General features: G+C 39.0%; 25 protein-coding genes and 2 tRNA genes. 11 read left to right on the top strand and 16 right to left on the bottom strand.

Translation table 11 applies throughout. The annotated features are described in order from the left end of the window. The 4 genes from Q0064_RS02730 to Q0064_RS02715 all read left to right on the top strand — a co-directional run bounded on the left by Q0064_RS02730 (position 1) and on the right by Q0064_RS02715 (position 3,354). Positions 1-780: a C4-type zinc ribbon domain-containing protein gene (locus Q0064_RS02730; protein WP_298143946.1), complete on the top strand. Its 780-nt coding sequence runs from the start codon at positions 1-3 to the stop codon at positions 778-780. 166 nt (positions 781-946) lie between these two features. Continuing rightward, positions 947-1,792: an alpha/beta hydrolase gene (locus tag Q0064_RS02725; RefSeq protein WP_298143943.1), complete on the top strand. Its 846-nt coding sequence runs from the start codon at positions 947-949 to the stop codon at positions 1,790-1,792. Further along, on the top strand, positions 1,793-2,530 hold the full coding sequence (gene rluF, locus Q0064_RS02720) for a 23S rRNA pseudouridine(2604) synthase RluF (protein WP_298143940.1): 738 nt from the start codon (positions 1,793-1,795) through the stop codon (positions 2,528-2,530). A gap of 65 nt (positions 2,531-2,595) precedes the next feature. Beyond that, a complete protein-coding gene (locus Q0064_RS02715; protein WP_298143937.1) occupies positions 2,596-3,354 on the top strand; it encodes a tryptophan-rich sensory protein in 759 nt (252 codons plus the stop codon). Between the two features lie 534 nt (positions 3,355-3,888). On the opposite strand, the gene Q0064_RS02710 is transcribed toward Q0064_RS02715, so the two are convergent. The 5 genes from Q0064_RS02710 to Q0064_RS02695 all read right to left on the bottom strand — a co-directional run bounded on the left by Q0064_RS02710 (position 3,889) and on the right by Q0064_RS02695 (position 6,814). Then, complete coding sequence (locus tag Q0064_RS02710) at positions 3,889-4,107, bottom strand: type II toxin-antitoxin system RelE/ParE family toxin (RefSeq protein ID WP_298143934.1); 219 nt, start codon at positions 4,105-4,107, stop codon at positions 3,889-3,891. Further along, the gene (locus tag Q0064_RS02705; protein WP_298143932.1) at positions 4,104-4,346 is read right to left on the bottom strand and encodes a type II toxin-antitoxin system ParD family antitoxin; all 243 of its coding nucleotides are present in this window, start codon (positions 4,344-4,346) and stop codon (positions 4,104-4,106) included. Before Q0064_RS02705 ends, Q0064_RS02710 begins: the two co-directional genes overlap by 4 nt. 411 nt (positions 4,347-4,757) lie before the next feature. Next, positions 4,758-5,114: a helix-turn-helix domain-containing protein gene (locus Q0064_RS02700; protein WP_298143929.1), complete on the bottom strand. Its 357-nt coding sequence runs from the start codon at positions 5,112-5,114 to the stop codon at positions 4,758-4,760. 58 nt (positions 5,115-5,172) lie between these two features. Further along, on the bottom strand, positions 5,173-5,478 hold the full coding sequence (locus Q0064_RS14720; protein ID WP_366094680.1) for a DUF4253 domain-containing protein: 306 nt from the start codon (positions 5,476-5,478) through the stop codon (positions 5,173-5,175). A gap of 580 nt (positions 5,479-6,058) precedes the next feature. Beyond that, positions 6,059-6,814 (bottom strand): hypothetical protein, encoded by a 756-nt coding sequence (locus Q0064_RS02695; RefSeq protein ID WP_298143926.1) that lies wholly within the window; start codon positions 6,812-6,814, stop codon positions 6,059-6,061. Positions 6,815-7,486: 672 nt separating this feature from the next. Between Q0064_RS02695 and Q0064_RS02690 the strand changes: the two genes are divergently transcribed. Further along, entirely contained in the window at positions 7,487-9,142 is a 1,656-nt protein-coding gene (locus Q0064_RS02690; RefSeq protein WP_298143923.1) for an SWIM zinc finger family protein, read from the top strand. Between the two features lie 104 nt (positions 9,143-9,246). Here the strand turns inward: Q0064_RS02690 and Q0064_RS02685 are convergent, their stop codons facing one another. Next, positions 9,247-9,375, bottom strand: coding sequence for a hypothetical protein (locus Q0064_RS02685; protein WP_298143920.1), 129 nt, complete (start codon positions 9,373-9,375; stop codon positions 9,247-9,249). A gap of 532 nt (positions 9,376-9,907) precedes the next feature. Here Q0064_RS02685 and Q0064_RS02680 point away from each other — a divergent pair. Further along, a complete protein-coding gene (locus Q0064_RS02680; RefSeq protein ID WP_298143917.1) occupies positions 9,908-11,095 on the top strand; it encodes an IS1595 family transposase in 1,188 nt (395 codons plus the stop codon). 207 nt (positions 11,096-11,302) lie between these two features. On the opposite strand, the gene Q0064_RS02675 is transcribed toward Q0064_RS02680, so the two are convergent. Further along, positions 11,303-12,160, bottom strand: a complete 858-nt coding sequence (locus Q0064_RS02675) for a hypothetical protein (protein WP_298143914.1) — start codon at positions 12,158-12,160, stop codon at positions 11,303-11,305. 759 nt (positions 12,161-12,919) lie between these two features. Here Q0064_RS02675 and Q0064_RS02670 point away from each other — a divergent pair. After that, positions 12,920-13,693 (top strand): hypothetical protein, encoded by a 774-nt coding sequence (locus Q0064_RS02670; protein ID WP_298143911.1) that lies wholly within the window; start codon positions 12,920-12,922, stop codon positions 13,691-13,693. A 149-nt stretch (positions 13,694-13,842) separates the two neighbouring features. Here the strand turns inward: Q0064_RS02670 and Q0064_RS02665 are convergent, their stop codons facing one another. Next, complete coding sequence (locus Q0064_RS02665) at positions 13,843-14,622, bottom strand: IS3 family transposase (RefSeq protein WP_298144100.1); 780 nt, start codon at positions 14,620-14,622, stop codon at positions 13,843-13,845. A gap of 26 nt (positions 14,623-14,648) precedes the next feature. Continuing rightward, a complete protein-coding gene (locus Q0064_RS02660; RefSeq protein ID WP_298143908.1) occupies positions 14,649-14,915 on the bottom strand; it encodes a transposase in 267 nt (88 codons plus the stop codon). 236 nt (positions 14,916-15,151) lie between these two features. Between Q0064_RS02660 and Q0064_RS02655 the strand changes: the two genes are divergently transcribed. Next, complete coding sequence (locus Q0064_RS02655; RefSeq protein WP_298143905.1) at positions 15,152-15,622, top strand: hypothetical protein; 471 nt, start codon at positions 15,152-15,154, stop codon at positions 15,620-15,622. A 71-nt stretch (positions 15,623-15,693) separates the two neighbouring features. Here the strand turns inward: Q0064_RS02655 and Q0064_RS02650 are convergent, their stop codons facing one another. From Q0064_RS02650 to typA, 3 genes are all read right to left on the bottom strand, one after another. Further along, complete coding sequence (locus tag Q0064_RS02650) at positions 15,694-16,578, bottom strand: tetrahydrofolate dehydrogenase/cyclohydrolase catalytic domain-containing protein (protein ID WP_298143902.1); 885 nt, start codon at positions 16,576-16,578, stop codon at positions 15,694-15,696. Between the two features lie 42 nt (positions 16,579-16,620). Then, positions 16,621-17,958, bottom strand: a complete 1,338-nt coding sequence (gene ffh / locus Q0064_RS02645) for a signal recognition particle protein (protein ID WP_298143899.1) — start codon at positions 17,956-17,958, stop codon at positions 16,621-16,623. A gap of 274 nt (positions 17,959-18,232) precedes the next feature. Next, on the bottom strand, positions 18,233-20,029 hold the full coding sequence (gene typA / locus Q0064_RS02640; protein ID WP_298143897.1) for a translational GTPase TypA: 1,797 nt from the start codon (positions 20,027-20,029) through the stop codon (positions 18,233-18,235). Between the two features lie 164 nt (positions 20,030-20,193). Between typA and Q0064_RS02635 the strand changes: the two genes are divergently transcribed. Together Q0064_RS02635 and Q0064_RS02630 are read left to right on the top strand one after the other, a co-directional pair. After that, positions 20,194-21,915 (top strand): PAS domain-containing protein, encoded by a 1,722-nt coding sequence (locus tag Q0064_RS02635; protein ID WP_298143894.1) that lies wholly within the window; start codon positions 20,194-20,196, stop codon positions 21,913-21,915. Continuing rightward, the gene (locus tag Q0064_RS02630; RefSeq protein WP_298143891.1) at positions 21,915-22,289 is read left to right on the top strand and encodes a response regulator; all 375 of its coding nucleotides are present in this window, start codon (positions 21,915-21,917) and stop codon (positions 22,287-22,289) included. The genes Q0064_RS02635 and Q0064_RS02630 overlap by 1 nt, the downstream gene beginning before the upstream one ends. Before the next feature lie 46 nt (positions 22,290-22,335). On the opposite strand, the gene rpsT is transcribed toward Q0064_RS02630, so the two are convergent. From rpsT to proS, 4 genes are all read right to left on the bottom strand, one after another. Continuing rightward, positions 22,336-22,590 carry a 30S ribosomal protein S20 gene (rpsT, locus tag Q0064_RS02625; RefSeq protein WP_094485647.1) on the bottom strand — a complete coding sequence of 85 codons (255 nt, stop codon included), beginning with the start codon at positions 22,588-22,590 and terminating at the stop codon, positions 22,336-22,338. 30 nt (positions 22,591-22,620) lie between these two features. Beyond that, positions 22,621-22,692, bottom strand: a tRNA-Glu gene (locus Q0064_RS02620). A gap of 18 nt (positions 22,693-22,710) precedes the next feature. Then, positions 22,711-22,785, bottom strand: a tRNA-Glu gene (locus Q0064_RS02615). A gap of 264 nt (positions 22,786-23,049) precedes the next feature. Next, positions 23,050-24,528, bottom strand: a complete 1,479-nt coding sequence (proS, locus tag Q0064_RS02610; RefSeq protein ID WP_298143887.1) for a proline--tRNA ligase — start codon at positions 24,526-24,528, stop codon at positions 23,050-23,052. A 98-nt stretch (positions 24,529-24,626) separates the two neighbouring features. Here proS and Q0064_RS02605 point away from each other — a divergent pair, with 98 nt between their 5' ends. Next, the gene (locus Q0064_RS02605; RefSeq protein WP_298143884.1) at positions 24,627-25,571 is read left to right on the top strand and encodes a hypothetical protein; all 945 of its coding nucleotides are present in this window, start codon (positions 24,627-24,629) and stop codon (positions 25,569-25,571) included. Positions 25,572-25,604: the final 33 nt, after the last annotated feature.

The raw sequence follows: 25,604 nt of genomic DNA, 5'->3' as shown, positions 1-25,604 counted from the left end.
ATGGCTAGCACAAAAGAATTGACTGTAGAAGATAAGTTAAGAGCGATTTACGATTTACAATTAATTGACTCACGAATTGACGAAATCCGCAGCGTGCGTGGTGAATTACCTTTGGAAGTGGAAGATTTAGAAGACGAAGTTGCGGGTTTGAAGTCGCGTACGGAAAAACTTAAATCGGAACTCGATGTTATTGAAGACCAAATTAAAGAGCGCAAAAACGCTATCGAGGAGCACCGTGAAGCAATTAAAAAATACACCAAACAGCAAGAATCAGTTCGCAACAACCGCGAGTTTAATTCTTTAGCTAAAGAAATTGAATACCAAGAATTGGAAATTCAATTGGCGGAAAAGCACATTAAAGAAATGCGTGCTTCTATCGAATACAAAAAGCAAGTTGTAGAACAATCGGAAGAGAAACTTTCACAGAAAGTAGAACATTTGAACCACAAGAAATCGGAACTGGAAGCGATCATGAACGAAACTTCGAAAGAAGAAACTGCGCTTCAAGCAAAATCTGAAGAGTTTCGTGCGGCTATCGAACCGCGCTTGCTCGCTGCTTACGACCGCATCAGAAACAGCGTTCGCAACGGTTTAGCGGTAGTTTCTATCGAACGTGGTGCTAGTGCCGGATCGTTCTTTACCATTCCACCACAAACACAAGTGGAAATTGCTGCGCGCAAGAAAATCATCACCGACGAGCATTCTGGAAGAATCCTTGTAGATGCTGCTTTGGCGAACGAAGAGCGCGAAAAAATTGAAGCCTTGATTGCAAGCTTGTAATAAGCAGGCACTAAGCATATAAAGCCGTTCGTTTGAACGGCTTTTTTTATGTTCGATATTTCATTATATACGTAATGTCCACACGGCCGTACTGATTTAGCCGCGTATTTTATACAACACCGCCGAAAACCACAAGAATTTCCGACCTTTATCGCAGTTATTTTATATGCATCCGTTTTTGTACCGCATTCTCACCAAATCTATAGGCGCATTTTTAAACGTCTTGCACCTAGTTGCGCCCAAGAAAAGTGATGCTTTAGCTTTCCAGATTTTTTGTACGCCGCGCAAAGGGAAAATTCAGCTCGGAAAAATTCCTAAAGTCTTACAAACTGCCGAGAAAGAAATACACAACATTGCCGATCACGATATTGCCGTGTACCGCTTTCCAGGAAACGGCAAGAAAATATTGTTGGTTCACGGTTGGGAAAGCAACAGCAAACGTTGGAAGAAACTCCTTCCCTACCTCAAAAAAGCCCAATTTGATATTTATGCAATCGATGCTCCGGCGCACGGAAAATCTTCGGGTACGCTGTTTACCGTTCCGCTTTACGCAGAAGTCATTGCCGCTATGATTCAGAAATTCGGAATACAACAGCTTATCGCGCATTCTATCGGCGGATCGGCAAGTATTTATGCCTTGCACAAAAGCAATCCGGAAACGGTCGAAAAAGCGGCTATTTTAGGTGCACCAGCCGACTTAGATGTACTCATTTCTAATTACGCCCGCATTTTATCGCTGCGTCCGAGAAATGTACGCGGACTCACACAAACGTTTTCAACGAAATTTAAATTAGAAACACAGTTGTTCTCGAGTAAAATCTTCGTTAAGTCGCTGCAAATTAAAGGTTTCGTTGCGCACGACGCTCACGACGATGTAGTTGCCTTCAGCGAAAGCGAAAAAATTATTGCTAACTGGAAAGATGTTACCTTCGTACCGACCAAAAACTTAGGTCATTCGTTGCACGATGCGAATCTCTACCAACAATTACTCAGCTTTTTAAAAGCCTCATAAATGACCAAACGAATCAATAAATATATTTCCGAAAGCGGTTTCTGCTCGCGAAGAGAAGCCGACAAGCTGGTTGCCGAAGGTCGCGTTCGAATTAACGATTCCCTAGCCGAACCCGGAAGCCAAGTTGCCGAATCCGATGTGGTTTATGTCGACGGAAAAAGCATTAAACTGCAGCAAAAAAACGTGTACTTAGCGTTTTACAAGCCGGTGGGAATCGAAACTACCACCAACCAAAATGTGCGCAACAACGTTATTGATTACATTAAGTATCCCGAACGTATTTTTCCGATTGGCCGACTCGACAAAGCCAGCGAAGGATTATTACTACTAACCAACGACGGCGATATCGTCAATAAAATATTGCGATCGCGAAACAACCACGAAAAAGAATACACCGTCACGGTAAACAAACCCATAACCGAACGCTTTATTAGCCGCATGACCAACGGCGTACCTATTTTAGATACGGTAACTAAAAAATGTAAAGTCACGCAAATTAGTCAATACGTTTTTAAAATTGTGCTCACACAAGGTTTAAACCGGCAAATTCGGCGCATGTGCGAATATTTGGGTTACGAAGTTACTGCGCTCAAACGCATACGTATCATGAACATTGTTTTGGATTTGCCTGTCGGAAAATTTCGAGAATTGCGTGTCGACGAACTGAACGAATTGCAGCAGTTAATTGCCGAATCACACGGAACTGCCGAAAATTCCGAGATCGACGATTTCGACTAGATTTTGCTGTTAACACCCGATAACTAAAGGTTTTTTTCTAATTTTAATGCAGAATCCTGCGCGCTATGAGTTACAAATTTTATAAAATCTTACTTTTTATTGCAACGGCGTTTATGCTGTATTGCAACTACCTCACTGGCTCAGGAAACTACCACAACAGCAGTATCGGCGCGGTTTCGGCACAGTATCAAACCTTGCTAACGCCGCCGGGTTACACCTTTGGAATCTGGAGTTTGATCTTCCTTTTTCAAATCGGTTTTTCGGTTTATTTACTCGTAAAACCCACGCTTCCGCTCGATAAAATCAAAAAAGTGATGGCGGTTTTAATTGTGCATCACGTGGCAAATGCCACTTGGGGTTTTCTGTTCATCGATGGTTATACTACGGTGGCGCTGCTTTCCATAGTCACGCAGGTATTGTGTTTGCTGTATGCCGCCGATCGTTTGCTTTCCGAGTCGAACGAGAGTTTTACGTACGCCAAATATCTCGCCTGGGCTCCGGCTTTAAACTTAGGTTGGGTTACGCTGGCAACGGTTTTAAATGCCGCGATAGTGTGTTTAAAATCGGGCTTCGAATTTTTCAAAACGCTCGAGCAACCCATTGCAATTGTTATGGCCGTTGTGGCTACGGCAATTGTTTTTCAAATTTTCTACCACCGCGTAAAAACCATAATCGTTATTTTACCCGCATTGTGGGCGTTCGGAACGCGTGCAGCTGAAAGTGAAATTCCGGTTGCTATTCAAATTACGTTGCTACTATGCGCATTAGCACTGGTTGCGGGTTACTTTTGGAAGGTAAACAAAGACAAATTGGCTACAACCTGAGTTCGATTAAAAATCATTGTCAGAACGCTTAAAATGTGCAAATTGTCAAATCAAATAGCAATAGAAATGTGCAACTGCCACGCTAAACAGATAAACGGCTGTCTACTTCGTTAGATTTTTTTGTGATACTCTAGTATCCCAATAAAAATCTGCCTAGTATTCAACCATTTATCTGTTTTCTGACCGCAATTTTTAAATCGAACTCAGGTTTATAACTTTTTGGGCGGCATTTCGCGTTTTGCACTTCAAGTACGCAAAGCACTTGGTGCGTTCACGCGGCGCAGAGCGGGCTTCTTGCGGTCGCCGTTCTGCTTCGGTTCACGCTACCAATTGCTTTTTGCGCGCTTTTCGTTTCAACCGCGGCCGCGGGGAACGTTACCGAAAAAATATTGTTGATAGGTTTACAAATCTGCGCTAATTAAAGTCGGGAGCGATTGCGAAGCGGACGATTATAAGACGTTTTTACTCCAAGTGCTTAGGGAAATCCATCATTTTGTGTAAAATCCTGATGATTTCAACCGTATCATTATTCTTTTAGAAAAACACATAATGAGATAGGGCTTTGAAATAAAAGAAGTCTTGTCCTACTTGAGGTATTTGTTTGGCTCTTTCCGGTGCTTGGCTGATTAACTCTATTTCTTGAATTATCGAATCGAAATATTTACTTGCTTGGTCTTCCGACCACTTTTGGAGCGTATAGAAGTAGATATCGCTCAAATCATGGTAAGCAGATTCTGTGATTCTATATTTCATGAATACTTTTTCCTAAGTTCTTCAAGATGTTTTTTAGGATCGTAATTTTCCACGAATCCGCTTTTCTCTCCGATTTCAAGTTGGTTTCTAAGCCACTTGATTTTTTGCTCTTCCATTTCGAGAAGTCTGAGCGCTGATCGTACTACGTCGCTCGCCGAGCTATAACGACCGGAAGCAACTTCTTCATTAATGAAATTATTAAAATGATCGCCGAGTAATATTGATGTGTTTTTAGCCATGAAAAATTCATTTCAACAAATATACCAAAGTATGGTATTTTGGCAGGATTTTGAAGTCGATTTTAACAGAAATGGGCTACAACGTGATAACTTACGCTATCAATTTTAAAATATGTAGAAAGTACCTTTTTCTGTTATTTAAAAAATAAATTATTGCACATTAAAGCTTTGTAAATCATGTGCTTGTATCCGATTTTATCTTTTGCGATTAGATTTTTTTTCCACCAAACGTTAGTAACGCCTTTCCTAGCCCCGATTTCCTTCGGACAATTCGGCTGTCCCCTCGGGTGCAGCGGGATAGTGGGATCCAAAGTAGCGAGATTTTATTCGGCGGTAATTTTTTTCAGGAAAAGATAGAATAGATATCGATATGTGCAAAGGTGTGGCTGTTGGCCGACATGCATACTTTTATTAATAAGTTTGAATCAGTACGTCGGTTGGTATATTCAGTCTTTCATGAAGTTGCCGTATCATTTCTAAAGAGAGTTTTCTTTTGCGATTTAAGATTTCACTTGCTCTGCTTTTTAAGCCAACAATTTTCGCCAAATCGCTTTGATTGTAGCCCATTTGTTCCATTCTGAACTTTATTGCTTCGATTGGATCGGGTAATCCAATTGGGAAATGCTCATTTTCATATTGGTCAATAAGAATTCCAAGTACTTCCAGTTCATCGCTTTCTGGTGTTCCGAGCTTTGCGTCAAAGATCATTTCTAATCTTTCCAAAGCCTGATTATAATCATTTTCGTTTTTTATAGGTTTAATTTCCATAGCTTTTAAATTTCGTTTCTTCATGAAAGACTAGTAAACAGCGGGGTAGTATTTTTGTTTAATCCCACCATAACCAAAGTCCGTTCATTTCTTTAATAGCGTCTTTTAATCTGTCAATTGTCCCAACACCTTGGTCTACAGAGTCTGGACAAAACTCATAAACTTCTTTTGCAAAAGCGTCAATGTTAGTAGGAAGTTTGTCAAACTCAATTTGCAACCAATCTCTACTACAACCAATTACAGTAAGTCCATATTTCGATTTCCATTCAGAAATTTTGTTAACAACGTCTTCGTTTTCTAAATCATAGTTAATTCCGTCGGTTCTTCTATAACGTATAATATCTAAATCGTCACTACCTTTAATTACAGCAACATTTTTTTTGTCATCTTCACCTTCGAATACAAAAATTAGATAACCGTTTTTTCTATAATTAGTTTTAAGTTTCTTTACAAATTCGACTGCTTTTTCTTCAGTTGTTTCTGAAAAAATACCATTGTAAAATTTGTCACTTAAAACTTCGCCTGTTTCTTGGTCGATCTCAGGAAGTTGTTTTAATTCATTTTTTGTAAAACTTTTTAATTCGGTAAATAAATCCGTTTTGAAAGTTTATTTGTTTAGAAGTTCAGTCTCTTTTTGTGTCAAACTATTTTTCTGTCCACACCCGAAAAGTGAAAATAGTCCCATTGTAATAATGGTTAATTTTTGTTTCATTTTAAATTTCATTTACTTGTTTCTTATCTTTTTGTTGTATTGCGGTAATATTGCCGCAAGAGTTTCATGGATTTGTGTGCATGCGGGTTTTGGAGCACAAAGTTTCAATTTATTACTAAAGTTCATTAGAAGTAAAAAGCTTCAAGTTTACACGTCAGGTCGCCTGACGCAAAATCCGTATTGGCGGTTCGTGCTTTTCTATCCCGGAAGCTTTGTTATGTTATGTTAGAAGTCAGTATTTTTTAAAGTATTGTCTGTTTGTTTCGTCAAGCACAAAATCATCAATTCGTATGCCTTGTCCGTGAATTAAATTCGTCTTTGGATTTTTGATTGCTCTTGTTATCCACTGATACATAAAGTCACAGTTTGATTTATTAAACCAGTCTTGCGGATAATTGAAAACCCAACCGCTGTCTGTATTGATGTAAAGCATTGTTGTGTTGTGCCAATAATTGTCTGGTTCAGAGTTGTCATAAAGGTTTTCCAGTTCCGTAAGCAAAATAAATTCTCCGAACTTTTTAAACTCGTCTGGAAAGTCAAACTTCATTGCTTCCTCCTTTGGATTAAACGAAAACTCAAACTTTGCTGCTGGCTCACCTGCGAAATGAATTATCTTTTTTTTACTCTCCATTTGAGAGATTGTCTTGTCCCAACCAACAATTGGTCGCAGTTTGTCTGACTCGTAGTATAAAATTTGTACTGTCTGAAGTCCGATTGTTTTTTCCAAATCCCTGTTCCAAATCAAAAAGGATTTACTGTCGTCAGCCGCAAGTACGTACCAAGACATACTGATTAAAGCATAACTATTTCCAATTGGGTCTGTCAACGCAGTAATACCGTGAGAACCGATTGTCTTCCAATGTAAAGTTTCGTCACCCTTAATCAACTTTGGATTATCCCTACTAAAATACCAGGGAGCAAGGCATGGTGATTTGTCCATGAGTTTTTTGGGGGCTTCTTTTCCTATTATTTTGTCTAAGATTTTCATTCTTTTTACTCTGTCGATTGTGTTTGCATCCTCACGATAGCCTGACCTCTAACTTAACAATTACCAAAGCTCTCCCCTACCTTCTTTTATTATCGATAATAACGATAAAATATTCGATTACAATGCTTTGATTTAAAAAGTTTTGCGCATTTCAAATCTAATAAATCGGACACTCGTTTCGTTTTGTGTTTTAGGATAACTGTTCATTCTTTGCTAATTTACACACTTATTTCTATTCAAAACTACCTGCTTATAGGTATTTTTCCACCAAACGTTAGTAACGTATTTCCTAGCGCTTAGTGCAGCGGGATATTGGTTTTCATCATGAATTTAAACCTACTCTTCAAGAGTTTAAAACTCTTGAAGAGTTAGGTTGATTCTTGTTTTTCTTTTGGTTCTCATTTCCTAGCCCCGAGTGCAGCGGCAGCCCGGAGAAAAAGACGCTTGTTTGAACCGCACCTGTATGGGCGACCATAGAAGCCCCATGCAGTGCGTGTGAAAACAGCGTGTTTTTTGAGGACTACAGCGGAAAGCGGGATTAGCTACTGAAAAAAAAGTGATAAATCTGGAATGTTGTTTTCGGGTAGATATGAAACAAAGTTATATTTGTCGTGATGGTGATTAACTCTTTTTCGCATCAAAAACAGCGAACTGAGTTGTATTTTTTTAATTATGACACTGAACAAGTTCCTAGAAGAGTATAAGAACAAGCTTAAATTAGCTAAAAAACTGATTGTTCGCGATTTAGATCAGACAGACAAAGATACTTTTGTTGCTTATGTTGATGAAAACAAGGATAGTTTCGATGTACAAATCGTTTTTGATTCGAAAAAAAACATAATGGAAACCAACTGCGATTGCGAGAATGGTGGTATTTGCAATCACATTATTGCGCTAGCCTATTTCTTATCGGAGGAAAAAACCGAGAAGGTTACCATAAAAAAGACGCCTAAAAAGAAATTAACCGAAATTGAGTTAGTGCTCGAAACCGTATCAAACGACGATTTACGCCTTTGGCTTGCGGAACTCTTGAAAAAGAATAAAGAAATTGCCTTTATTTTTAAAAATGAATTCGATTTAAAATCGGCTGTTATTGACGAAGCCACTATTAAAAAGACCATTCAAGATTGCATTTCTTCAGTAATAGGAAAAAGAAGAAGAATTGAAACGAATGAGCTTAAAAAAGTAACCGACTCTTTGCAAATCGCATTAAAACCCATAGAAGATTTTATTTTTAGTACTGCAATCGACGGATCAAAGTATAAGCTAGTGCAAGCACGGACTAATGAGCTTGTAGATTTTAAACGCAGATACTACATTTCTAGTCCTCGCGTAACAAAATTGATTGAAAACATTTACAACAATTTGTTACTGGCGTTATTTAACATCAAAGATTTTGAAGTTTGGCAAACGAGTATGGAGTTTTATTATTCACTATTGTTCAACAATGAGATGTACACTAGTGATATTGAACTTTGCCGCAGAATTTATGAAAATTCAAAATCAAATGAAATTCAGAAAAATGCGATTGCCCGATTTGTCGAACAGAAATTTAATGCAGCTCACAATGATGCTCAAACTGATTATCTTGGGTTTAACGATGAATTGGAAAATCTTTTTTTAAACATTTTTTTAGATAACGATTTGTTTGCGAAGCACTATAGTAAATTTAGACCGAGAAGATATCATAACGACTACAATTGCACATTGATTGCAGCCTTAATTAAGTGCGGGCAATTTGATAAGGCTGAAGAATATTGCATCGAGCAGATTAATAGAAATGTTAACGAAAGTTACGACATGCCATATGTTAACTTTTTGATTGGCATTTACGAGAAAAAAAACGATGTTCAAAAACTTGCTTCTCTTTTAATTAATTACGGAAAATACATCTATGATATTGAAAAGTATCATTTCATAAAAGCAAATGCATCCCCTGAAAAATTCAAAAAATACAGACAATCTGTTTTAAGTAATGCCAGATATGCTCTTCAGAATGGCAATGTGCAAGCGTTTGAGTTTTATTATGACATAAAAAAACTCGATGGCAAATCTTCTGAATTATTACAATTGCTGAAAAGTTGTAGCCACATCGAGATTATAGACAAATACAAAGAAGTTGCATTAAAAATCGATGCACCAAGATTTGTTAAAGATGTGTGCACAACGACTCTTTTCTACGGCCGTAACGAAGAATGCATAACAAATATTGCAACGTACATTTATAACTCCGTTGATCGTAAAAAATTGAAATTTTATTTTTCCAGTCTTCCGATCTATGGAGGAAGAAACATGATTTTTAGGACTATTGAAAAACTAATGCAGTAATGCAAGCGTAAAAAACCTGAGTTTTAAAAAAATTTTAGACACTAATATACAATGTTTCTGACTCTGTCAATTGGCGGAGTTTTTCTTTACGTGAAAATGAAAGATTAGCCAAGAAAAGTAGTCAGGCCTCCAAGCCATCCAACTACTTTATTGGTAATTAGTTCCTTTGCGCTGTTGTCATCAAACCCATCGTATTTGAACCATCTTTGTGTATCTACGTCATAGTATGCCATTGTATTGAATGTCAAAGTTGAGACCGCATAAGGTCGTTCAACGCTAATTAAGTAAGGTTGCGAGACTTCAGGTCGATATTGAGGGTAAGAAATCCAGTTCATAATGAAATATTATAGTCTCAAATATACAAAATTTTAGCATTGACTATTAGATAGTTACAATGAATTTTTCAATATTGTCGATATATTGCAAAAATAATTGATCAAAAAACTGATTGAAATCTCCGTTAGATATATACAGCTCAACTTTAATTCCACTTAAAAATGAGTAGGTCAAAACATCGCCGGAGAAAATCAATCAGCAAAAAGGTCCAACTGACAATTGCAATTATTATAGGCATTGAGCAACTTATCCTAATTGCTCTCCAAATTCATGCGTTAAAGGTCAATTATTAGATTATATATATCTAACAATCTCACTAAGAAAGCCAGTCCTAACCGACTGGCTTTCTTGCGTTTGTGCAAATTTTCAATTTTGAATTATTTTTTGACAGCACATTGTTTCATCTGCGCCAATTCTAAATTAAAGAAAATGGAACAGCGGAAAAGAGGCACAATTATTCGAGGTCGTCAAAGAGTCAAATTTAATATTTTCACAACTAGTGACTATCTGATTAAGACTCCTGTTTGGGTTGATGACTCTTTGTCTATCGAAGCAATTGAAACTGTTAACAAGTTGTCAAACAAAGGTATTAGTACGTTACCCGTGTCATCCAAATTTATTAAATTTAATAAATCAATTATGACACAATATACTGACAATGAGATATGTAGAGCGACTGTATTTAAGTCTCCCTATGATATGGACGTTGTCTTGTTGTCTGATGAAAGTTGCCGAAAACACTTGGAACAGTTACTATGGGGCGATGAACCAATTTGTCATAAATGCGGAAGTCAGAGTGCGTTACATAAACCACATAAGACCCGTGGACAGTTTAGGGGGTATTATCGTTGTAAAGATTGTAATAGTCCCTTTAGCGTTACGGCAGGCACTATTTTTGAAAATTCAAAAGTCCCTTTACGGAAATGGTTTCGAGTAATTAGTATGATATGTTTGGATTCAGCTGGCGTTAGTAGTTACACTATTCATAAGACTTTAGGCATCACACAAAAAACAGCATGGTTCATGTTGTCCCGTATTCGTGAAGCTTTTGGAAACATTGATAAAGACTTTATGTTTGATAATGTTACGCAAATGGATGAAACACTTATTGGTGGACGAAATGCAAATAAAAATGTTGGTAAAAGAGTCGCAGGAACTCAAGGTGTTAGTTTAAAAACTAAGTCTGCTGTATTTGGAATGGTTAGCAGTGATGGAATGGCTTACGCAAAAGTTGTTGAGAATCGAAAAGGCACAACCTTAAAGCCTATAATTCGAAAACACGTTAAACCAGGTTCAATAATCGTCAGCGATGGACACAAAGGCTATCGAGGACTTTGGTGGGATTTCCTACATGTAGAAGTTGTTCATAAGAAAGGACAATTTAAAAATGGCCAATTCCATACTAATTCAGTTGAAAATTTATGGAGTAACATAAAGCCTGCAATGAAAGGCACATACAAGAGAGTAAGTGTTAAGCATCTGCAAAGATATCTGGATGAATTTGTTTATCGACGAAATACGAGAACTTTACCAGTCGGTAAACGATTTAATTTACTATTGCTGCAATCAAATCAAAGTTTGAATTATAAACAACTTACGGCTGAAACTTTACAGTAAACGATATACATAAAATATATTCAAAACTTTTATAAATGATATCATTAGCTACTTGGATTACTGAATCTATTGCAAATAAGGAAGAACTCCATACTATAGAGTCGTTCCTTGACGACCAAATAAAACCTTCCCGAGAAATAACAACGGATGAGCCGTCTGATAATGAGCCGGCTTCAATAATGAGGACAGAACCCAAAAAGTATTAGACTACATTCCTAAAACGCCTTTGGATGCATTAAGGTTATCCAAAAATACATCATAAGTATTTGTCTTATTTAATAACGAAAATGAATAGTTACCATCGTATTTTTTATTAAGACTATAGATTTTATTTGCTAGCTTCTGCGCATTCAAAGTTGCTTTTCGCCATGCTGCAAGAGTTGCAGTAGGTGTGTTTTGTCTTTTGAGGCGATACGTTCCCAAATAACTATCTAAAATTTTGATATGTACTTTAGTCTGTTGAACTAATTCCATAATTTTTGTTTGGTCAGCATCTAATTTTATGATGTACATTGAATCATTTTTCAATTCGGTCAGCGTTCTTGCATCTAGTCTGATGTCGCATTTCTTCGATTTTATATAGTAATCTTCGCCATCTTTATAAGGCTTGAATCCTTGAGCTTGAGCCCAAGCTATTGTCCTTTTAATTTGTTCCTCTCGACGAATATTCTCGATATCACTTGCTCGAAAAACAAACCTCTCATTATCAGACAATCTCACTAATATCAAATATGTGCTTTGCGTCGCTTGTGCAAGTTCTTCGGCTGACACTATTAATTCATCAGCAAGAAATTTACCTCGAAATCCATCGCTGGTTGCGATTCTATAATGTGTAGGTTGAATCTCATACTTTCCCAAAAGAGAGGCAACTGGCACAGGATAATCGATAAAATCAGCTTCTCGGTTCACTTCTGGAAACTTTTTATGCTCGATAGTAAATACTTTACTATACTGTAAACGAGCTACTGTTTCATCATTAATTTCAAATGAATCTTGAGCGTATGCTCCAAAGTTAAAACATGCAAATAGAATGCATGCACCTAGCCTAATAGTGGTGTTTTTCATCGTGTGGTAATTTTGGATTTAATGAATGTTGTAGATAAAACAAGCGTGGACAAGTACCATGCTAAATCCAGGATTACCACACCCTACAAATGCAATAGCACAAGCCACGCCATAACGGCGTACTCGTACACATTGTTTGCATTTGTAATCCTAGAACGCTAGTTCTAGTGTGGTAATTTGGATTCTAGCAATAATGCGTGAAGCACGAATATTTTATATGACAAATATAATAAACGGGTATGACGTGGGATAATTTATATTACCATAATATCTTTAACGTAAGTAAAAACAAATCGTTAAATCGCGACACCACGTTCTTTGTAAATAAAAGCTGTGTGTTGTAAAGAACGACATCAAAAAGCCCAAAATGTCAATCAGGAAAATGCGTATTTGTGCTTATGAAACACCCATACTGAATGCTTTAAACTAATCTAAAAACTTGAAAGTCGCGAAAGGACGAAGATCCATTTATTCGCAAAAATCAGACATCAAGAAATGCACTGAGTTTTGTATCGAAGAATAACAAACTAATCACTGTGATCTAAGGACAATCGAACGGCTTCAGCTAAGGCAGTTATAATAGTTCGACATGGTGCATATTTGTTCGACATGGTGCATATTTGAAATAAATTTAATAGTTTTATAAAACATTGAGACTACCTTACTTTCTGTCAATAAAATTTGATAATAACAATAAACTTCCTTCTTTAACGATTACAAAATTTCTTACAATTGCAATAAAGTAAAATTATATTTACCATGGATGATATAAATAGCGTTGACGAGGTTTATAAAAGAATGATCAAAGCCTTTTCTGTCGGGACGATAAAAGAAATTTTTAATTTAACAGAATATAAGGAAAGACAACAGCAGTTAGTAAATCGTATCGTGGAAACTAACACGAAGGCTCAAATCGAAACAGCTATTTTTAATAATTTCTCATTATTAAAGCAGCATGTATATGTTTACAATTATATAGGTGTATTGCCTGCAAATTATATGTCTGCAAATCCATATTTAAAGTCTATAAATAAAGTCAATAATAATCATACGATATATAATTTTTTGTTTCCCACAACTTTCGCCTTTTTCAACAAAGGTACGAATGAAGTAAATTCTATTGATTTTATAATACCCGTTCAAATACACAAGAACGGAACAAAACTACTTGTATTTACAAATATTTTAGAGCGAAATTTAGCTTCTATAATTTCAGATAAGGTTGTCGCTGTAACACGAGATGTAAAAGATGATACAATTTTAAATAATTTTGTAGAATCAACGATTCAGCATAAAGTTCAATTAACAAAATGTGATTTAAATAGGGGGATAAAGAAATTGTGGGCAGATGATGAAGTTGATGCATTTAAAGTTAAGTTTAAAAAACACAACTCGACATCAAGTGAAATCATGGATGAGGATAAGTTACTGAAAAAAGATATGCCTGATGTGTACAAAGAATTGATTAAAACACCGTTAATACAGACTGAAAGTGGTCGGCTTTTTCGACAGTTTGTAAATATAGTTTTTTGATTTGAAATTTGTTTTGAACTGAAACGGAATCGAGCTCTGCTGAGGAGCAACTCGCCAGGGTTAAGTTCACCCGATGAAATGTCGCAAAAGCAGATGCCTGTGTTGGTGTCTGCTTTTCGCATTTCAGAGGGCTTATTCCTAAAAAAAACCTACGCAGCATATTGAGAAGGTGTTTGGTTAAGCAAAGATTCATGCGGTCTGTAATCATTGTATTCGTTGAGATATACTCCAGCGAGTTCATTTGCTTGTTGCAAGTCACGGAATAAGTTAAGATCGAAAAAATCTTCTCTAGCAGTTCTGTTAAAACGTTCGATAAAACAGTTTTGTTGCGGCTTTCCCTTTTCAATAGCATGCCATTTTATACTGTTTTTATGCATCCAAAGTTGAAACGCTTTTGAGATGAATTCCGGACCGTTGTCTGTGCGAATAGATTTTGGTTTGCCGTGTTTCTCAATGGCTTGTTCCATCGACTCTATCAAGCTTTTTGCCGCGAAGCTGTGTTTAATATAAATGCCTTTGCATACGCGATTAAACGGATCAATGATGTTCAAAGAGCGTATGGCACGACCTGTCACAAGCGAATCGTACATAAAGTCGATTGCCCATTCCTCATTTGCCATCAGCGGAACTTGCGCCGGATTAGGCTGATTGTTGGCAACACGCTTTCGTGGACGCTTGAAAAGGGAATACCCCGATTGGGTGTAAACTCTCCTAATTCTAAAAGCGCTTTGCTTAGGGTCTTTTTTAAGCACTAGCGGAATCACTTTTTTTCGCCCACGCCGGCTACTGCCTATTACCTGAGAAATCAATTCCGCTACCCGCGCATCTTTTATAGGCATCTTCTTGTTATAATACTTAGTAGTTCTAGAGCAACTAACTAGTTTACACGCCCGAGCATGCGATACTTTGAATGTCTGTTCAACGTACACCGCACATTGCTCTTTTTGCTCAGGCGTTACCACTTTTTTGAATTTACATCCTTCAAAATTTGGTTATCTAGCGTTAAATCAGCAACAGCCCGTTTTAAACGACTATTTTCTTGTTCTAGTTCTCTCAGACGACGAAGTTCACTCACACTAAAACCATCGTACTTCTTTTTCCAACTGTAAAAAGTCGGTTCACTTAAACCATGCTTGCGACAGATATCAACAACTTTAAAGCCTTGTTCTTGCTCCTTTAAGATCGAAATAATCTGTTCCTCTGAAAATTTTGATGTCTTCATACTGTTTTTCTTTTAAAAGGTTAATTTAACTCTATTTTTAACCTGTTCAAAAAAACCAGCCACTTACCTATAATTCCGCATGGGACAAGCTTATTATAGTAGGCACGATTGCTTTAACAATAGTTGGTGTAATTGCTCCTCTTTTAATACAATGGTATCAGAAACGAACTTTAAAATTAAGTGAGGATACTTTAAGAGAAGCACTAAGAAAAGAAGTCGAAACTTCTAAAAATGAATTGAAAGTAGAGGTTGAATTGATGTTGAAGAACGAACTAACAAAGTCAAAGTTTGCACTGAAGAGGAAAGCAAAAAGATTATATAATAATTCAGAAGGGGGACTCTCTTTGATCGAAGGTAATAACTTTTTGGATAATAAAGATTACTTTAACGCTCTCCTTGCGTATACACATTCCATAAATTTTTATCGAAAAGCAAAGAATTTTGTAGTAATACAAAATATTATTTTAAATGTTATAGAATGCTTTGATAAAATCAAAAGGTCAGATTTGGAGAGATTAAAAAAAGAAAGTCGAATTGATATAAATGAAATTCTAAGTAAAGTCTTAAATCAGGATAAGTATGGAGTTACAAGAAATATTATTCTTGATGACCTTTACGAACAGTTTACCTTCTTTGAGAAACCAATCTTGAGGAAAATCAAAAGCAGCAAAGCTCAAAAAGAACAAGATACTCCTTCTTCACTGTGACAATTTTTAGTTTTGGAAACATTGTATATTAGTGTCAAATTTTATTAACGATCTAAATGCAATTCAATAACTTACTTCACCAACCTGCGCTGCTCTCTCGCTAAAAGCGTATTTTTAAGCAACATTGCAATAGTCATCGGGCCAACGCCGCCGGGAACAGGTGTAATGTACGAGGTTTTTTTGCTTACGTTTTCGAAATCAACGTCGCCTGTAATGCGATAGCCTTTTTCTGTAGTATCGTCGGCGATGCGCGTAATTCCCACGTCAATGACTACGGCGCCGTCTTTAACCATTTCGGCTTTCAGATAATTTGGAACGCCGAGTGCCGTGATGATGATATCGGCTTGCGTGGTAATTTGTGCGATATTTTTGGTATAACTGTGCGTTAAGGTAACCGTAGAATTCCCCGGAAAGCCTTTGCGACCCATGAGAATGCTCATTGGGCGACCCACAATGTGCGACCTACCGATAACGACCGTATGTTTTCCTTTGGTTTCTACGTTGTAACGCTCGAGTAATTCGAGAATTCCGAAAGGCGTAGCTGGGATAAAAGTCGACATATCCAACGCCATTTTTCCAAAATTTTCGGGATGAAAACCGTCGACATCTTTACTGGGATCGATGGCATTAATAACTTCCTGTGTATCAATTTGATCTGGCAAGGGAAGTTGTACGATGAATCCATCGATGTTATCGTCGGCGTTAAGTTGATTGATTTTTTTGAGTAGTTCGGTTTCGGAAGTGGTGCTGGGCATTCGTATCAGCGTAGACTCGAAACCCACGCGTTCGCAGGCTTTTACCTTGCTGTTTACGTAGGTTAAGCTTGCGCCGTCGTTACCAACAATGATGGCTGCTAAGTGTGGTACTTTTTCGCCTTTTGCTTTCATTGCTGCAACTTCAGCTGCAATTTCGTTTTTGATGTCTTCCGCAGTTTGTTTCCCGTCTAAAATATGCATAGTAGTTGTGTTGTTGTGTTATCGGGAGAAAATGCTGGCGGACTATCGCATTCCCTTCATGCCGCCCATCATTTTCATCATTTGTTTTCCGCCCGGACCTTGCATCATCTTCATCATCTTGCTCATTTGATCGAACTGTTTCATCAATTGATTTACTTGTTCGATTTTGGTTCCTGATCCTTTGGCAATTCTATTTTTACGTCTTGTATCGATTAAGGTTGGTTTGCTGCGTTCTTCGGGAGTCATCGAATAAATTATGGCTTCGATGTGCTTGAATGCATCGTCTTGAATGTCGATATCTTTCATGGCTTTCGAAGCTCCGGGAATCATTCCGATTAGGTCTTTCATATTACCCATTTTCTTTACTTGTTGAATTTGGGCAAGGAAATCGTCGAATCCGAATTGGTTCTTGGCGATTTTCTTTTGAAGTTTTCGTGCTTCTTCCTCATCGAATTGTGCTTGGGCACGTTCTACAAGCGAAACCACGTCGCCCATTCCCAAAATACGATCGGCCATACGTGAAGGGTAAAACGCGTCGATAGCGTCCATTTTCTCGCCAGTACCGATGAATTTGATTGGTTTGTTTACGACCGATTTAATCGACAATGCTGCTCCGCCACGTGTATCACCATCGAGCTTTGTAAGTACTACTCCATCGAAGTTTAATCGATCGTTAAAGGCTTTTGCTGTATTAACGGCATCTTGACCAGTCATTGAATCCACTACAAATAGTGTTTCGTGAGGTTGAATGGCTTGATGTACGCGTGCAATTTCGTCCATCATTTCTTCGTCAACTGCCAAACGTCCAGCGGTATCGACAATCACTAAATTAAATCCGTTTGCTTTAGCGTATTTGATGGCGTTTTGCGCGATTTCAACTGGATTTTTGTTCTCGATTTCCGAGTAAACCTCCACGTCAATCGACTTACCAACTACGTGTAATTGGTTAATTGCCGCCGGACGATAAATGTCGCAAGCCACCAAAAGTGGTTTTTTATTTTTCTTGGTTTTAAGGTAGTTGGCTAATTTTCCGGAAAAGGTTGTTTTACCAGAACCCTGTAAACCAGACATCAATATTACGGTTGGATTGCCTGAGAGGTTAACACCTGCAACATCGCCGCCCATGAGGTCTACCAATTCGTCTTTCACTAATTTCACGAGCAGTTGTCCCGGCTGTAGTGTCGTTAAAACGTTTTGTCCAATGGCTTTATCTTTAACGCGTGCGGTAAAATCTTTCGCAATTTTAAAGTTAACATCGGCATCGAGTAAAGCACGACGAACCTCTTTCAAGGTTTCAGCTACGTTGATCTCGGTAATTTTACCGTGTCCTTTTAGTATGTGAAATGCTTTGTCGAGTTTTTCGCTCAGATTATCAAACATGGTCTTTCGGAATTTTGAGGTGCAAAGATAATCGAATCAACTTGTTTTTGGAATAGTGAAACGGCAATTGACGCTGCTATAAATGCTTTTTAGAGAAAAGTGCAACGAATAGTCAAATTTTTGAAAAGCAATACGATTTGCACTTTCCAAAAATTACTGCACAAAGCCAATCAAAAAAAAGAACAAATCTAAGCCAGTGGCTCAGCGAAACCCAACAGAGGTGCTACCTAAACGACAAAAAAAAAGCTGCTTCCGAAGAAACAGCTTTTGGGATTTAGATTTTATAACGCTTTCGATCATTTTCGTTCAGGTAAATTTTACGCAAGCGAATCGATTTCGGAGTTACCTCCACATACTCATCTTTTTGAATGTATTCGAGAGCTTCTTCTAATGAGAACTTAATTGCAGGTGTGATACGCGTCTTATCGTCGGCACCAGCAGAGCGGAAGTTGGTAAGCTGTTTTGTTTTGGTGATGTTCACCACCATATCGTCGCCACGAGAATTCTCACCGATCACCTGACCTTCGTACACATCTTCGTTTGGATCTACGAAGAATTTTCCACGATCCTGAAGTTTGTTGATTGAATACGGAATTGCTTTACCGTTTTCCATCGAAATCAACGAACCGTTGATACGTCCGGCAATTTCTCCACGGTAAGGTTCGTAGCTTACAAAACGGTGCGCCATAATTGCTTCACCGGCAGTTGCCGTAAGTAATTGGTTACGCAAACCGATGATTCCGCGCGATGGAATGTTGAACTTGATGATCATTCGATCGCCACGACCTTCCATACTTAGCATCTCACCTTTACGGATGGTTACGAATTCGACTGCGCGACCCGATACGTGCTCTGGTAAGTCGATTGTTAATTCCTCGATTGGCTCACATTTTACACCATCGATTTCTTTTATAATAACTTGTGGCTGACCAATTTGCAACTCATATCCTTCACGACGCATGGTTTCAATCAAAACCGAAAGGTGCAATACACCACGTCCGAAGACCATAAATTTATCTGCTGAGTCGGTTTCGTTCACACGAAGTGCCAAGTTTTTCTCTAATTCTTTGCTTAAACGCTCTTTGATGTGGCGTGATGTCACAAATTTGCCTTCTTTTCCGAAGAACGGTGAGTCGTTAATGGTGAATAACATACTCATGGTAGGCTCGTCGATAGCAATCGTTTCAAGCGCTTCCGGATTTTCAAAATCGGCAATCGTATCGCCAATTTCAAATCCTTCGATACCAACAACGGCGCAAATATCGCCCGCGGTAACTTCGCTAACTTTCTTACGACCAAGACCTTCGAACGTGTGAAGTTCTTTGATACGCGATTTCAACACACTACCGTCGCGCTTTACCAACGAGATTGGCATTCCTTCTTTTAAAACGCCACGCTCTAAACGTCCGATAGCAATACGACCGGTAAACGAAGAGAAATCGAGTGAGGTGATGAGCATTTGCGGTGTTCCTTCGCTAACTTTTGGCGCTGGAACGTGCTCAATCACCATATCGAGTAAAGGCTCGATGTTTTGGGTTTGATTTTGCCAATCGGTCGACATCCAATTGTTTTTCGCCGAACCGTAGACAGTTGGGAAATCGAGCTGTTCTTCGGTAGCACCGAGTTCGAACATTAGGTCGAATACTTTTTCGTGTACTTCTTCTGGTGTACAATTTTCTTTGTCGACTTTATTGATAACCACGCAAGGTTTCAAACCTAGATCGATTGCTTTTTGAAGTACGAAACGCGTTTGAGGCATCGGACCTTCAAAAGCATCGACGAGTAAACAAACACCGTCGGCCATATTCAAGACACGCTCTACTTCTCCACCGAAATCGGCGTGACCTGGCGTGTCGATGATGTTAATTTTAGTTCCTTTATAATTTACCGAAACGTTTTTAGAGGTAATGGTAATTCCGCGCTCGCGTTCCAAGTCGTTGTTATCGAGGATTAAATCTCCGGTATTCTCGTTTTCACGGAACAATTGACAATGGAACATAATTTTGTCGACTAAGGTTGTTTTACCGTGGTCAACGTGTGCAATAATTGCAATGTTTCTAATAGCGCTCATGTGGTCTGATTTTGACGGCGCAAAGGTACACTTTATTTAGCGATAAATATAATTGTCTAAAACTTAGTTTGAAAAGCGAATTTCATAACGAATTCTTTAAAGAATGTTTTAAATTAATGAGAATTATTCTACAAGAATGTAGGTTAATTCGATATATTTGAGTAATGAAAAGCAATGCTAATAAAATTTCTGTAGTATTTGTTTTGGTTGCAGCCTTTGTAGCGATAGTTTCTGTGGTTACTATGGACGCTGCTTTTTCCTCGGATACTTTTGACCATCTGTACCTTCACATTGCTCGAGATTTAGTTTTCATAATACTAACCGCTTTCGTTTTACGGTATTTTATTATCAAAAACGATCAGCGAAACAGAGATACATTACGCAGTCTTGAAGAGCGCACCAAAGCGATAAAGCAAGCAAATGAGCGCTACGACATTGTAGCAAAAGCAACCTCAGACACGATTTGGGACTGGAATATACCGACCGATCACTTCGAGTGGAACAAGGGAATTTTCGAAATATTTGGCTATGGAGCCGATGATATTGAAAACAACTCGTCGTGGTGGTTCAGTAAAATTCATCCGCAAGATTCGATGCGTATTTCTGTGAATTTATATGCGTTTCTAGCGCAAAAGAGTCAGAATTGGCAAGCAGAATATCGTTTTCTGTGCAAAGATGGTAGTTACAGGTACGTGCTCGACCGAGGTTTTTTGGTTTTTGGTCCGGATGCACGCCCGGTGCGTATGATCGGTGCCATGCAAGATGTGACTAGATTAAAGAAAGAAGAACGCCGACTGAAATTACTGGAAACCGTAATTACCAACACCTTAGATTCGGTTTTAATTACCGATGCCGACAATTCGAGATTTCCGATTCCGCAGATTGTTTTCGTTAACAAGGCCTTTGCAAACATGACCGGTTTCGACGAATTGGAGTTGCTGCAAATGAGTCCGTATCAATTGTACGATTTGGAAGAGAACCGAAGCTTACTCGACGAGTTGGTTTTAGCCATCGCACAAAAGAAAACTGCTGAGATGGAGCTTAAAAGTGCGCGTAAGGATGGTGCGCGATTTTGGGTTCGGTTTTCTTTCGTACCTGTCTTTGATAATGAAGGAGAGCACACACATTGGATTTCCATTCAGCGTGACGTAAGCAAGCAAAAAGAACAAGAAAAAGAACGCGAGCAGCTTATTAGAGAACTTTCGCAAAACAACAAAGATTTACGGCAGTTCTCGTACATCACCTCGCACAACTTAAGAGCACCCATCTCGAATTTAATCGGCTTGCTTCAACTTCTTGAAGAAGAACAAATTGATAATGAAACGGTAAAATTGATCGTTGAAGGCTTTTCGAAATCAACGCATTTATTGCAAGAAACCGTTAATGATTTAGGGAAAGTGGTAATTATTCGCGACAATCCGTCGATTGAAAAACAACTTATCAATCCTCTCGAGTCATTAAATCGGGTTAAAATGCAAATTGACAACCTGATCAATATTTCAGAAGTGAATATGGAGCTCAACTTCGAACCGGAAGTCGAGCTGTATGTAAATCGCGCGTATTTTGAGAGCATCTTACTCAACTTGTTAACCAATGCAGTGAAATATCGAAATAAGAAACGTCCGTTGAAAATTGTTGTTTCGTTGCGTCGGGAAGAGCAATTCGACCGTCTGAGTTTTGCCGACAACGGTTTGGGAATCGATTTAGAAAAACACGGTTCTAAAGTTTTTGGCTTGTATCAGCGTTTCCATAATTTACCCGACAGTAAAGGACTCGGCTTGTATTTGGTGAAATCGCAGGTAGAAAGCATGGGTGGGCGCATCGAAATTGCCTCAGCTGTGGGCTGCGGCACTACTTTTATGATTGATTTTCAAAGAAAACTGTGATGGAAAAATACGTTACTGTTATTGATGACGATCCTATTGCGCTTATGGTAGCAGGCTTAGTGCTTAAGAAAATTCCTAATATTAAGGTCCAAACCTTCACAGATGGAATTGAAGCCTTGCAAGTATTGCGAACATCTGATGAATTAGCGAAGGCCGATAACTTTATCTTTCTCGATTTAAATATGCCGCTTTACGACGGCTGGGAAATAGTTCAGCAAATTGGTGCCGATGAAAAATTGCAGTCTGTAAAGATTGTTTTATTGAGTTCGAGTGTCGACCCCGAAGACCAGCAACGTGCGAAATTGTTTCCGCAGGTAATTTCCTTTCTTGCAAAACCGCTTTCCAAAGAAGCTGTGATAAATTTAATGCAATAAAAAAAGCCGCTACAAGAGCGGCTTTCACTATCTGTCGTGTAAGTCGTTATGCTAATTTAGCAACGTGCTTAGTTAATTTGCTCTTTAAGTTAGAAGCTTTGTTATCGTGGATAACATTTTTCTTCGCTAACTTATCAATCATCGAAATTACAGCAGACAATTTAGCTGCAGCTTCTGACTTCACAGTTGTTAGACGTAAAGCTTTGATTGCGTTACGAGTTGTTTTGTGTTGATATCTGTTAAGCACGCGTTTTTTCTCGTTGCTTCTGATTCTCTTTAAGGCCGATTTATGATTTGCCATCGCTATACTTGTTCTTTAATTCTTAATTTGTAGTCCGTAGGGGAATCGAACCCCTGTTACCAGGATGAAAACCTGGCGTCCTAACCCCTAGACGAACGGACCAATTGTTTTTCCAAAATTTGGTAGCCCGTGGGGGAATCGAACCCCCCTTACCAGGATGAAAACCTGGCGTCCTAACCGATAGACGAACGGGCCATTTCGCTGAATGCGGTTGCAAAAATACAACTAATTTTTATTCGCGCAATAGTGAGCTATATTTTTTTCGCAGAACTGTTGGTTAAATTTCAAAAAACACACCGACATTCGTTAACACCTTGATTACGTATTAATTGCAAAGGCTTGAATATCTGATAAATCACTATTCTACAGCAAAAAAACAACTTAAGTTGCTTTCAAAGCCTAAATAAAACACTTGAAAAACCAACCTTACGGCAACGAAAACGTATTTAAAAACGCCTTTTAGTATGCTTTTGCAAACAAAACACGTCCGATCGATGGTTTTCCGCTGTACATACAGCTTCCTGCTTCCAGAGTACGATCGAGTGGAATACAACGAATAGTTGCTTTTGTTTCGTCTTTGATGCGCTCTTCGGTTTCGGCAGTTCCATCCCAATGTGCAGCAAAAAAACCACCTTTAGTTTCTAACAATTCTTTAAACTCATCGTAAGAATCAACAGCCGTTATGTGCTCGTTTCGGAACGACTCTGCTTTTTGAAAAAGTGTCTGCTGAATATGTTCCAGTAAATCAACTACTAAATTGGCGATGCCATCTACGGCAGCAACCTCCTTTGTTAGCGTATCACGTCTAGCCAATTCCACGGTTCCGTTCTCGAGATCCTTAGGTCCGATCGCAATACGCAATGGAACGCCTTTGAGCTCATACTCGTTGAATTTAAATCCGGGTTTGTGCGTAGTTCGGTTGTCGAATTTCACGCGTATCCCGAACCTCTTTAGTTGATCTGAAATTTCATTTGCTTTCGCAGAAACGGCAGCATATTCTTCATCAGACTTATAAATAGGAACGATGACCACTTGGATTGGCGCCAAATTTGGAGGTAGCACCAGACCGTTATCGTCGGAATGCGTCATTACTAAAGCACCCATTAAACGCGTACTCACACCCCAAGATGTTCCCCAAACGTAATCTAACTTTCCGTCTTGTCCTGCAAACTTCACATCGAAAGCTTTAGCAAAATTCTGACCTAAAAAGTGCGACGTCCCTGCTTGTAAAGCTTTTCCGTCTTGCATCAGTGCTTCAATACAATAGGTTTCTTCAGCACCAGCAAATCGTTCACTCGGCGATTTTAGTCCTTTTATAACAGGAATCGCCATAAAACGTTCCGCAAAATCGGCGTACACCTGCATCATTTTTTCTGATTCTTCAATTGCCTCTTCGCGTGTTGCATGTGCGGTATGTCCTTCTTGCCAGAGAAACTCTGCTGTTCTAAGAAAAAGTCGCGTACGCATTTCCCAACGAACCACATTTGCCCATTGATTAATAAGGAGTGGCAAATCGCGGTACGACTGAATCCAGTTTTTGTAAGTTGACCAAATAATTGCCTCGCTGGTTGGACGCACGATGAGTTCTTCTTCAAGCTTAGCGTTTGGATCTACAATGAGTTTTCCCTTCTGGTCGGGATCGTTTTTCAAACGATAATGCGTTACGATGGCACACTCTTTTGCAAAACCTTCGGCATTGGTTTCCTCGGCCTCAAACATACTTTTAGGCACAAACAGCGGGAAATAGGCATTAGAGTGTCCGGTTTCTTTAAACAAACGGTCGAGCTCCTGCTGCATTTTTTCCCAAATAGCGTAGCCATACGGCTTGATAACCATACATCCGCGAACTCCCGAATTTTCTGCTAAATCGGCTTTTACGACTAGCTCATTGTACCATTTTGAATAATCTTGCGTTCTACTTGTAAGGTTCTTGCTCATAGCCTGTAATTTGGCATAAAAATTGTTTGAATTTCTTTAACTAAAAGGTCGGGCAAAACTAAGTAAATTTGTATAGTCAGACAATAAATCCCTTGGATATGAAAACGAATAAAATATTTCGGTCGTCTTTTACCTTTAGCATCATGTCGCTCATCAGTTTAGTAACGCTAAACAGTTGCGGCAGTTATCAAAGTACTTCGTATTACGAAAAAGAATATGCGAACAACGCAAACGCAACAACTAATTCGACTAGTGAGAGTCCGTATAAAAGTTATTTTGGCGCTCGTCGAGAAGAGACAGAAACGGCTATCGCCCAAATGAATCAAGACTCCACTCAAGTACAAGAGCGCCCATCGGGAAATGCTGGCTGGGGAGAGAATTCAGAAACCACAGTAGTAAATATCTACGATAACGGCTGGGATAACTGGGGCTGGGGCCTTGGTTGGAATGCTGGCTGGGGCTGGGGTCCGGGCTGGAACAGCTGGGCATGGGGACCTGGTTGGGGCTGGGGTCTTGGCTGGGGTTGGAATTCTTGGTACGGACCAGGTTGGGGTCTTGGATGGGGATGGGGATGGAACTCTTGGTATGGTCCGGGCTGGGGCGGCGGCTGGGGCTGGAACAATTGGGGTAATTATGCTGTAGGTTACGGACGACGTGGCTCTTATTATGCAAATGGTATCGGCGGCAGAAATAGCTATGGAAATCGCGGCAGATACGAATCTTCTTACCGCGGAAACGGCAGAAATTCACTTTACTCCAACCGAGGAACGTCAAGAAATAGCTTTACCGACGGAAATGGACGACGAAATACGGATTACAATACCTCCGGACGTAACGGCAGTACTCGAAATAACTCAAATTACAGTCCAGGTGGACGAAATAACTCGTATTCACCTTCCCGTTCATCGAGCTCTAGCACCAGAAACAGCAGCTCTACCAGAAGCTATTCGCCAAGTAGAAGTTACTCTCCCTCAGGCGGCGGCGGTCGTATGGGTGGCGGTGGCGGTGGCGGAAGCCGTGGTGGTGGCGGTGGACGCCGATAACAGCAATAAAAATGTTATCTATTATAACTCTTA

Source organism: Flavobacterium sp., from assembly GCF_027490375.1.
GTDB lineage: Bacteria > Bacteroidota > Bacteroidia > Flavobacteriales > Flavobacteriaceae > Flavobacterium.
Note: the sequence above shows the minus strand (reverse complement) of the source record. Positions and strands in the feature narration are given on the sequence as shown.

Bases quoted from the DNA above. Each gene is read 5' to 3' on its own strand.
- Q0064_RS02680 (WP_298143917.1), top strand. From the start codon at position 9,908: ATGGAACAGCGGAAAAGAGGCACAATTATTCGAGGTCGTCAAAGAGTC.
- Q0064_RS02690 (WP_298143923.1), top strand. From the start codon at position 7,487: ATGACACTGAACAAGTTCCTAGAAGAGTATAAGAACAAGCTTAAATTA.
- Q0064_RS02685 (WP_298143920.1), bottom strand. From the start codon at position 9,375: ATGGCATACTATGACGTAGATACACAAAGATGGTTCAAATACGATGGG.
- Q0064_RS02605 (WP_298143884.1), top strand. From the start codon at position 24,627: ATGAAAACGAATAAAATATTTCGGTCGTCTTTTACCTTTAGCATCATG.
- Q0064_RS02730 (WP_298143946.1), top strand. From the start codon at position 1: ATGGCTAGCACAAAAGAATTGACTGTAGAAGATAAGTTAAGAGCGATT.
- rluF (WP_298143940.1), top strand. From the start codon at position 1,793: ATGACCAAACGAATCAATAAATATATTTCCGAAAGCGGTTTCTGCTCG.
- ffh (WP_298143899.1), bottom strand. From the start codon at position 17,958: ATGTTTGATAATCTGAGCGAAAAACTCGACAAAGCATTTCACATACTA.
- Q0064_RS02660 (WP_298143908.1), bottom strand. From the start codon at position 14,915: ATGAAGACATCAAAATTTTCAGAGGAACAGATTATTTCGATCTTAAAG.
- Q0064_RS02705 (WP_298143932.1), bottom strand. From the start codon at position 4,346: ATGGCTAAAAACACATCAATATTACTCGGCGATCATTTTAATAATTTC.
- Q0064_RS02700 (WP_298143929.1), bottom strand. From the start codon at position 5,114: ATGGAAATTAAACCTATAAAAAACGAAAATGATTATAATCAGGCTTTG.
- rpsT (WP_094485647.1), bottom strand. From the start codon at position 22,590: ATGGCAAATCATAAATCGGCCTTAAAGAGAATCAGAAGCAACGAGAAA.
- Q0064_RS02635 (WP_298143894.1), top strand. From the start codon at position 20,194: ATGAAAAGCAATGCTAATAAAATTTCTGTAGTATTTGTTTTGGTTGCA.
- Q0064_RS02670 (WP_298143911.1), top strand. From the start codon at position 12,920: ATGGATGATATAAATAGCGTTGACGAGGTTTATAAAAGAATGATCAAA.
- Q0064_RS02710 (WP_298143934.1), bottom strand. From the start codon at position 4,107: ATGAAATATAGAATCACAGAATCTGCTTACCATGATTTGAGCGATATC.
- Q0064_RS02715 (WP_298143937.1), top strand. From the start codon at position 2,596: ATGAGTTACAAATTTTATAAAATCTTACTTTTTATTGCAACGGCGTTT.
- Q0064_RS02695 (WP_298143926.1), bottom strand. From the start codon at position 6,814: ATGAAAATCTTAGACAAAATAATAGGAAAAGAAGCCCCCAAAAAACTC.
- proS (WP_298143887.1), bottom strand. From the start codon at position 24,528: ATGAGCAAGAACCTTACAAGTAGAACGCAAGATTATTCAAAATGGTAC.
- typA (WP_298143897.1), bottom strand. From the start codon at position 20,029: ATGAGCGCTATTAGAAACATTGCAATTATTGCACACGTTGACCACGGT.
- Q0064_RS02725 (WP_298143943.1), top strand. From the start codon at position 947: ATGCATCCGTTTTTGTACCGCATTCTCACCAAATCTATAGGCGCATTT.
- Q0064_RS02650 (WP_298143902.1), bottom strand. From the start codon at position 16,578: ATGCATATTTTAGACGGGAAACAAACTGCGGAAGACATCAAAAACGAA.
- Q0064_RS02630 (WP_298143891.1), top strand. From the start codon at position 21,915: ATGGAAAAATACGTTACTGTTATTGATGACGATCCTATTGCGCTTATG.
- Q0064_RS02675 (WP_298143914.1), bottom strand. From the start codon at position 12,160: ATGAAAAACACCACTATTAGGCTAGGTGCATGCATTCTATTTGCATGT.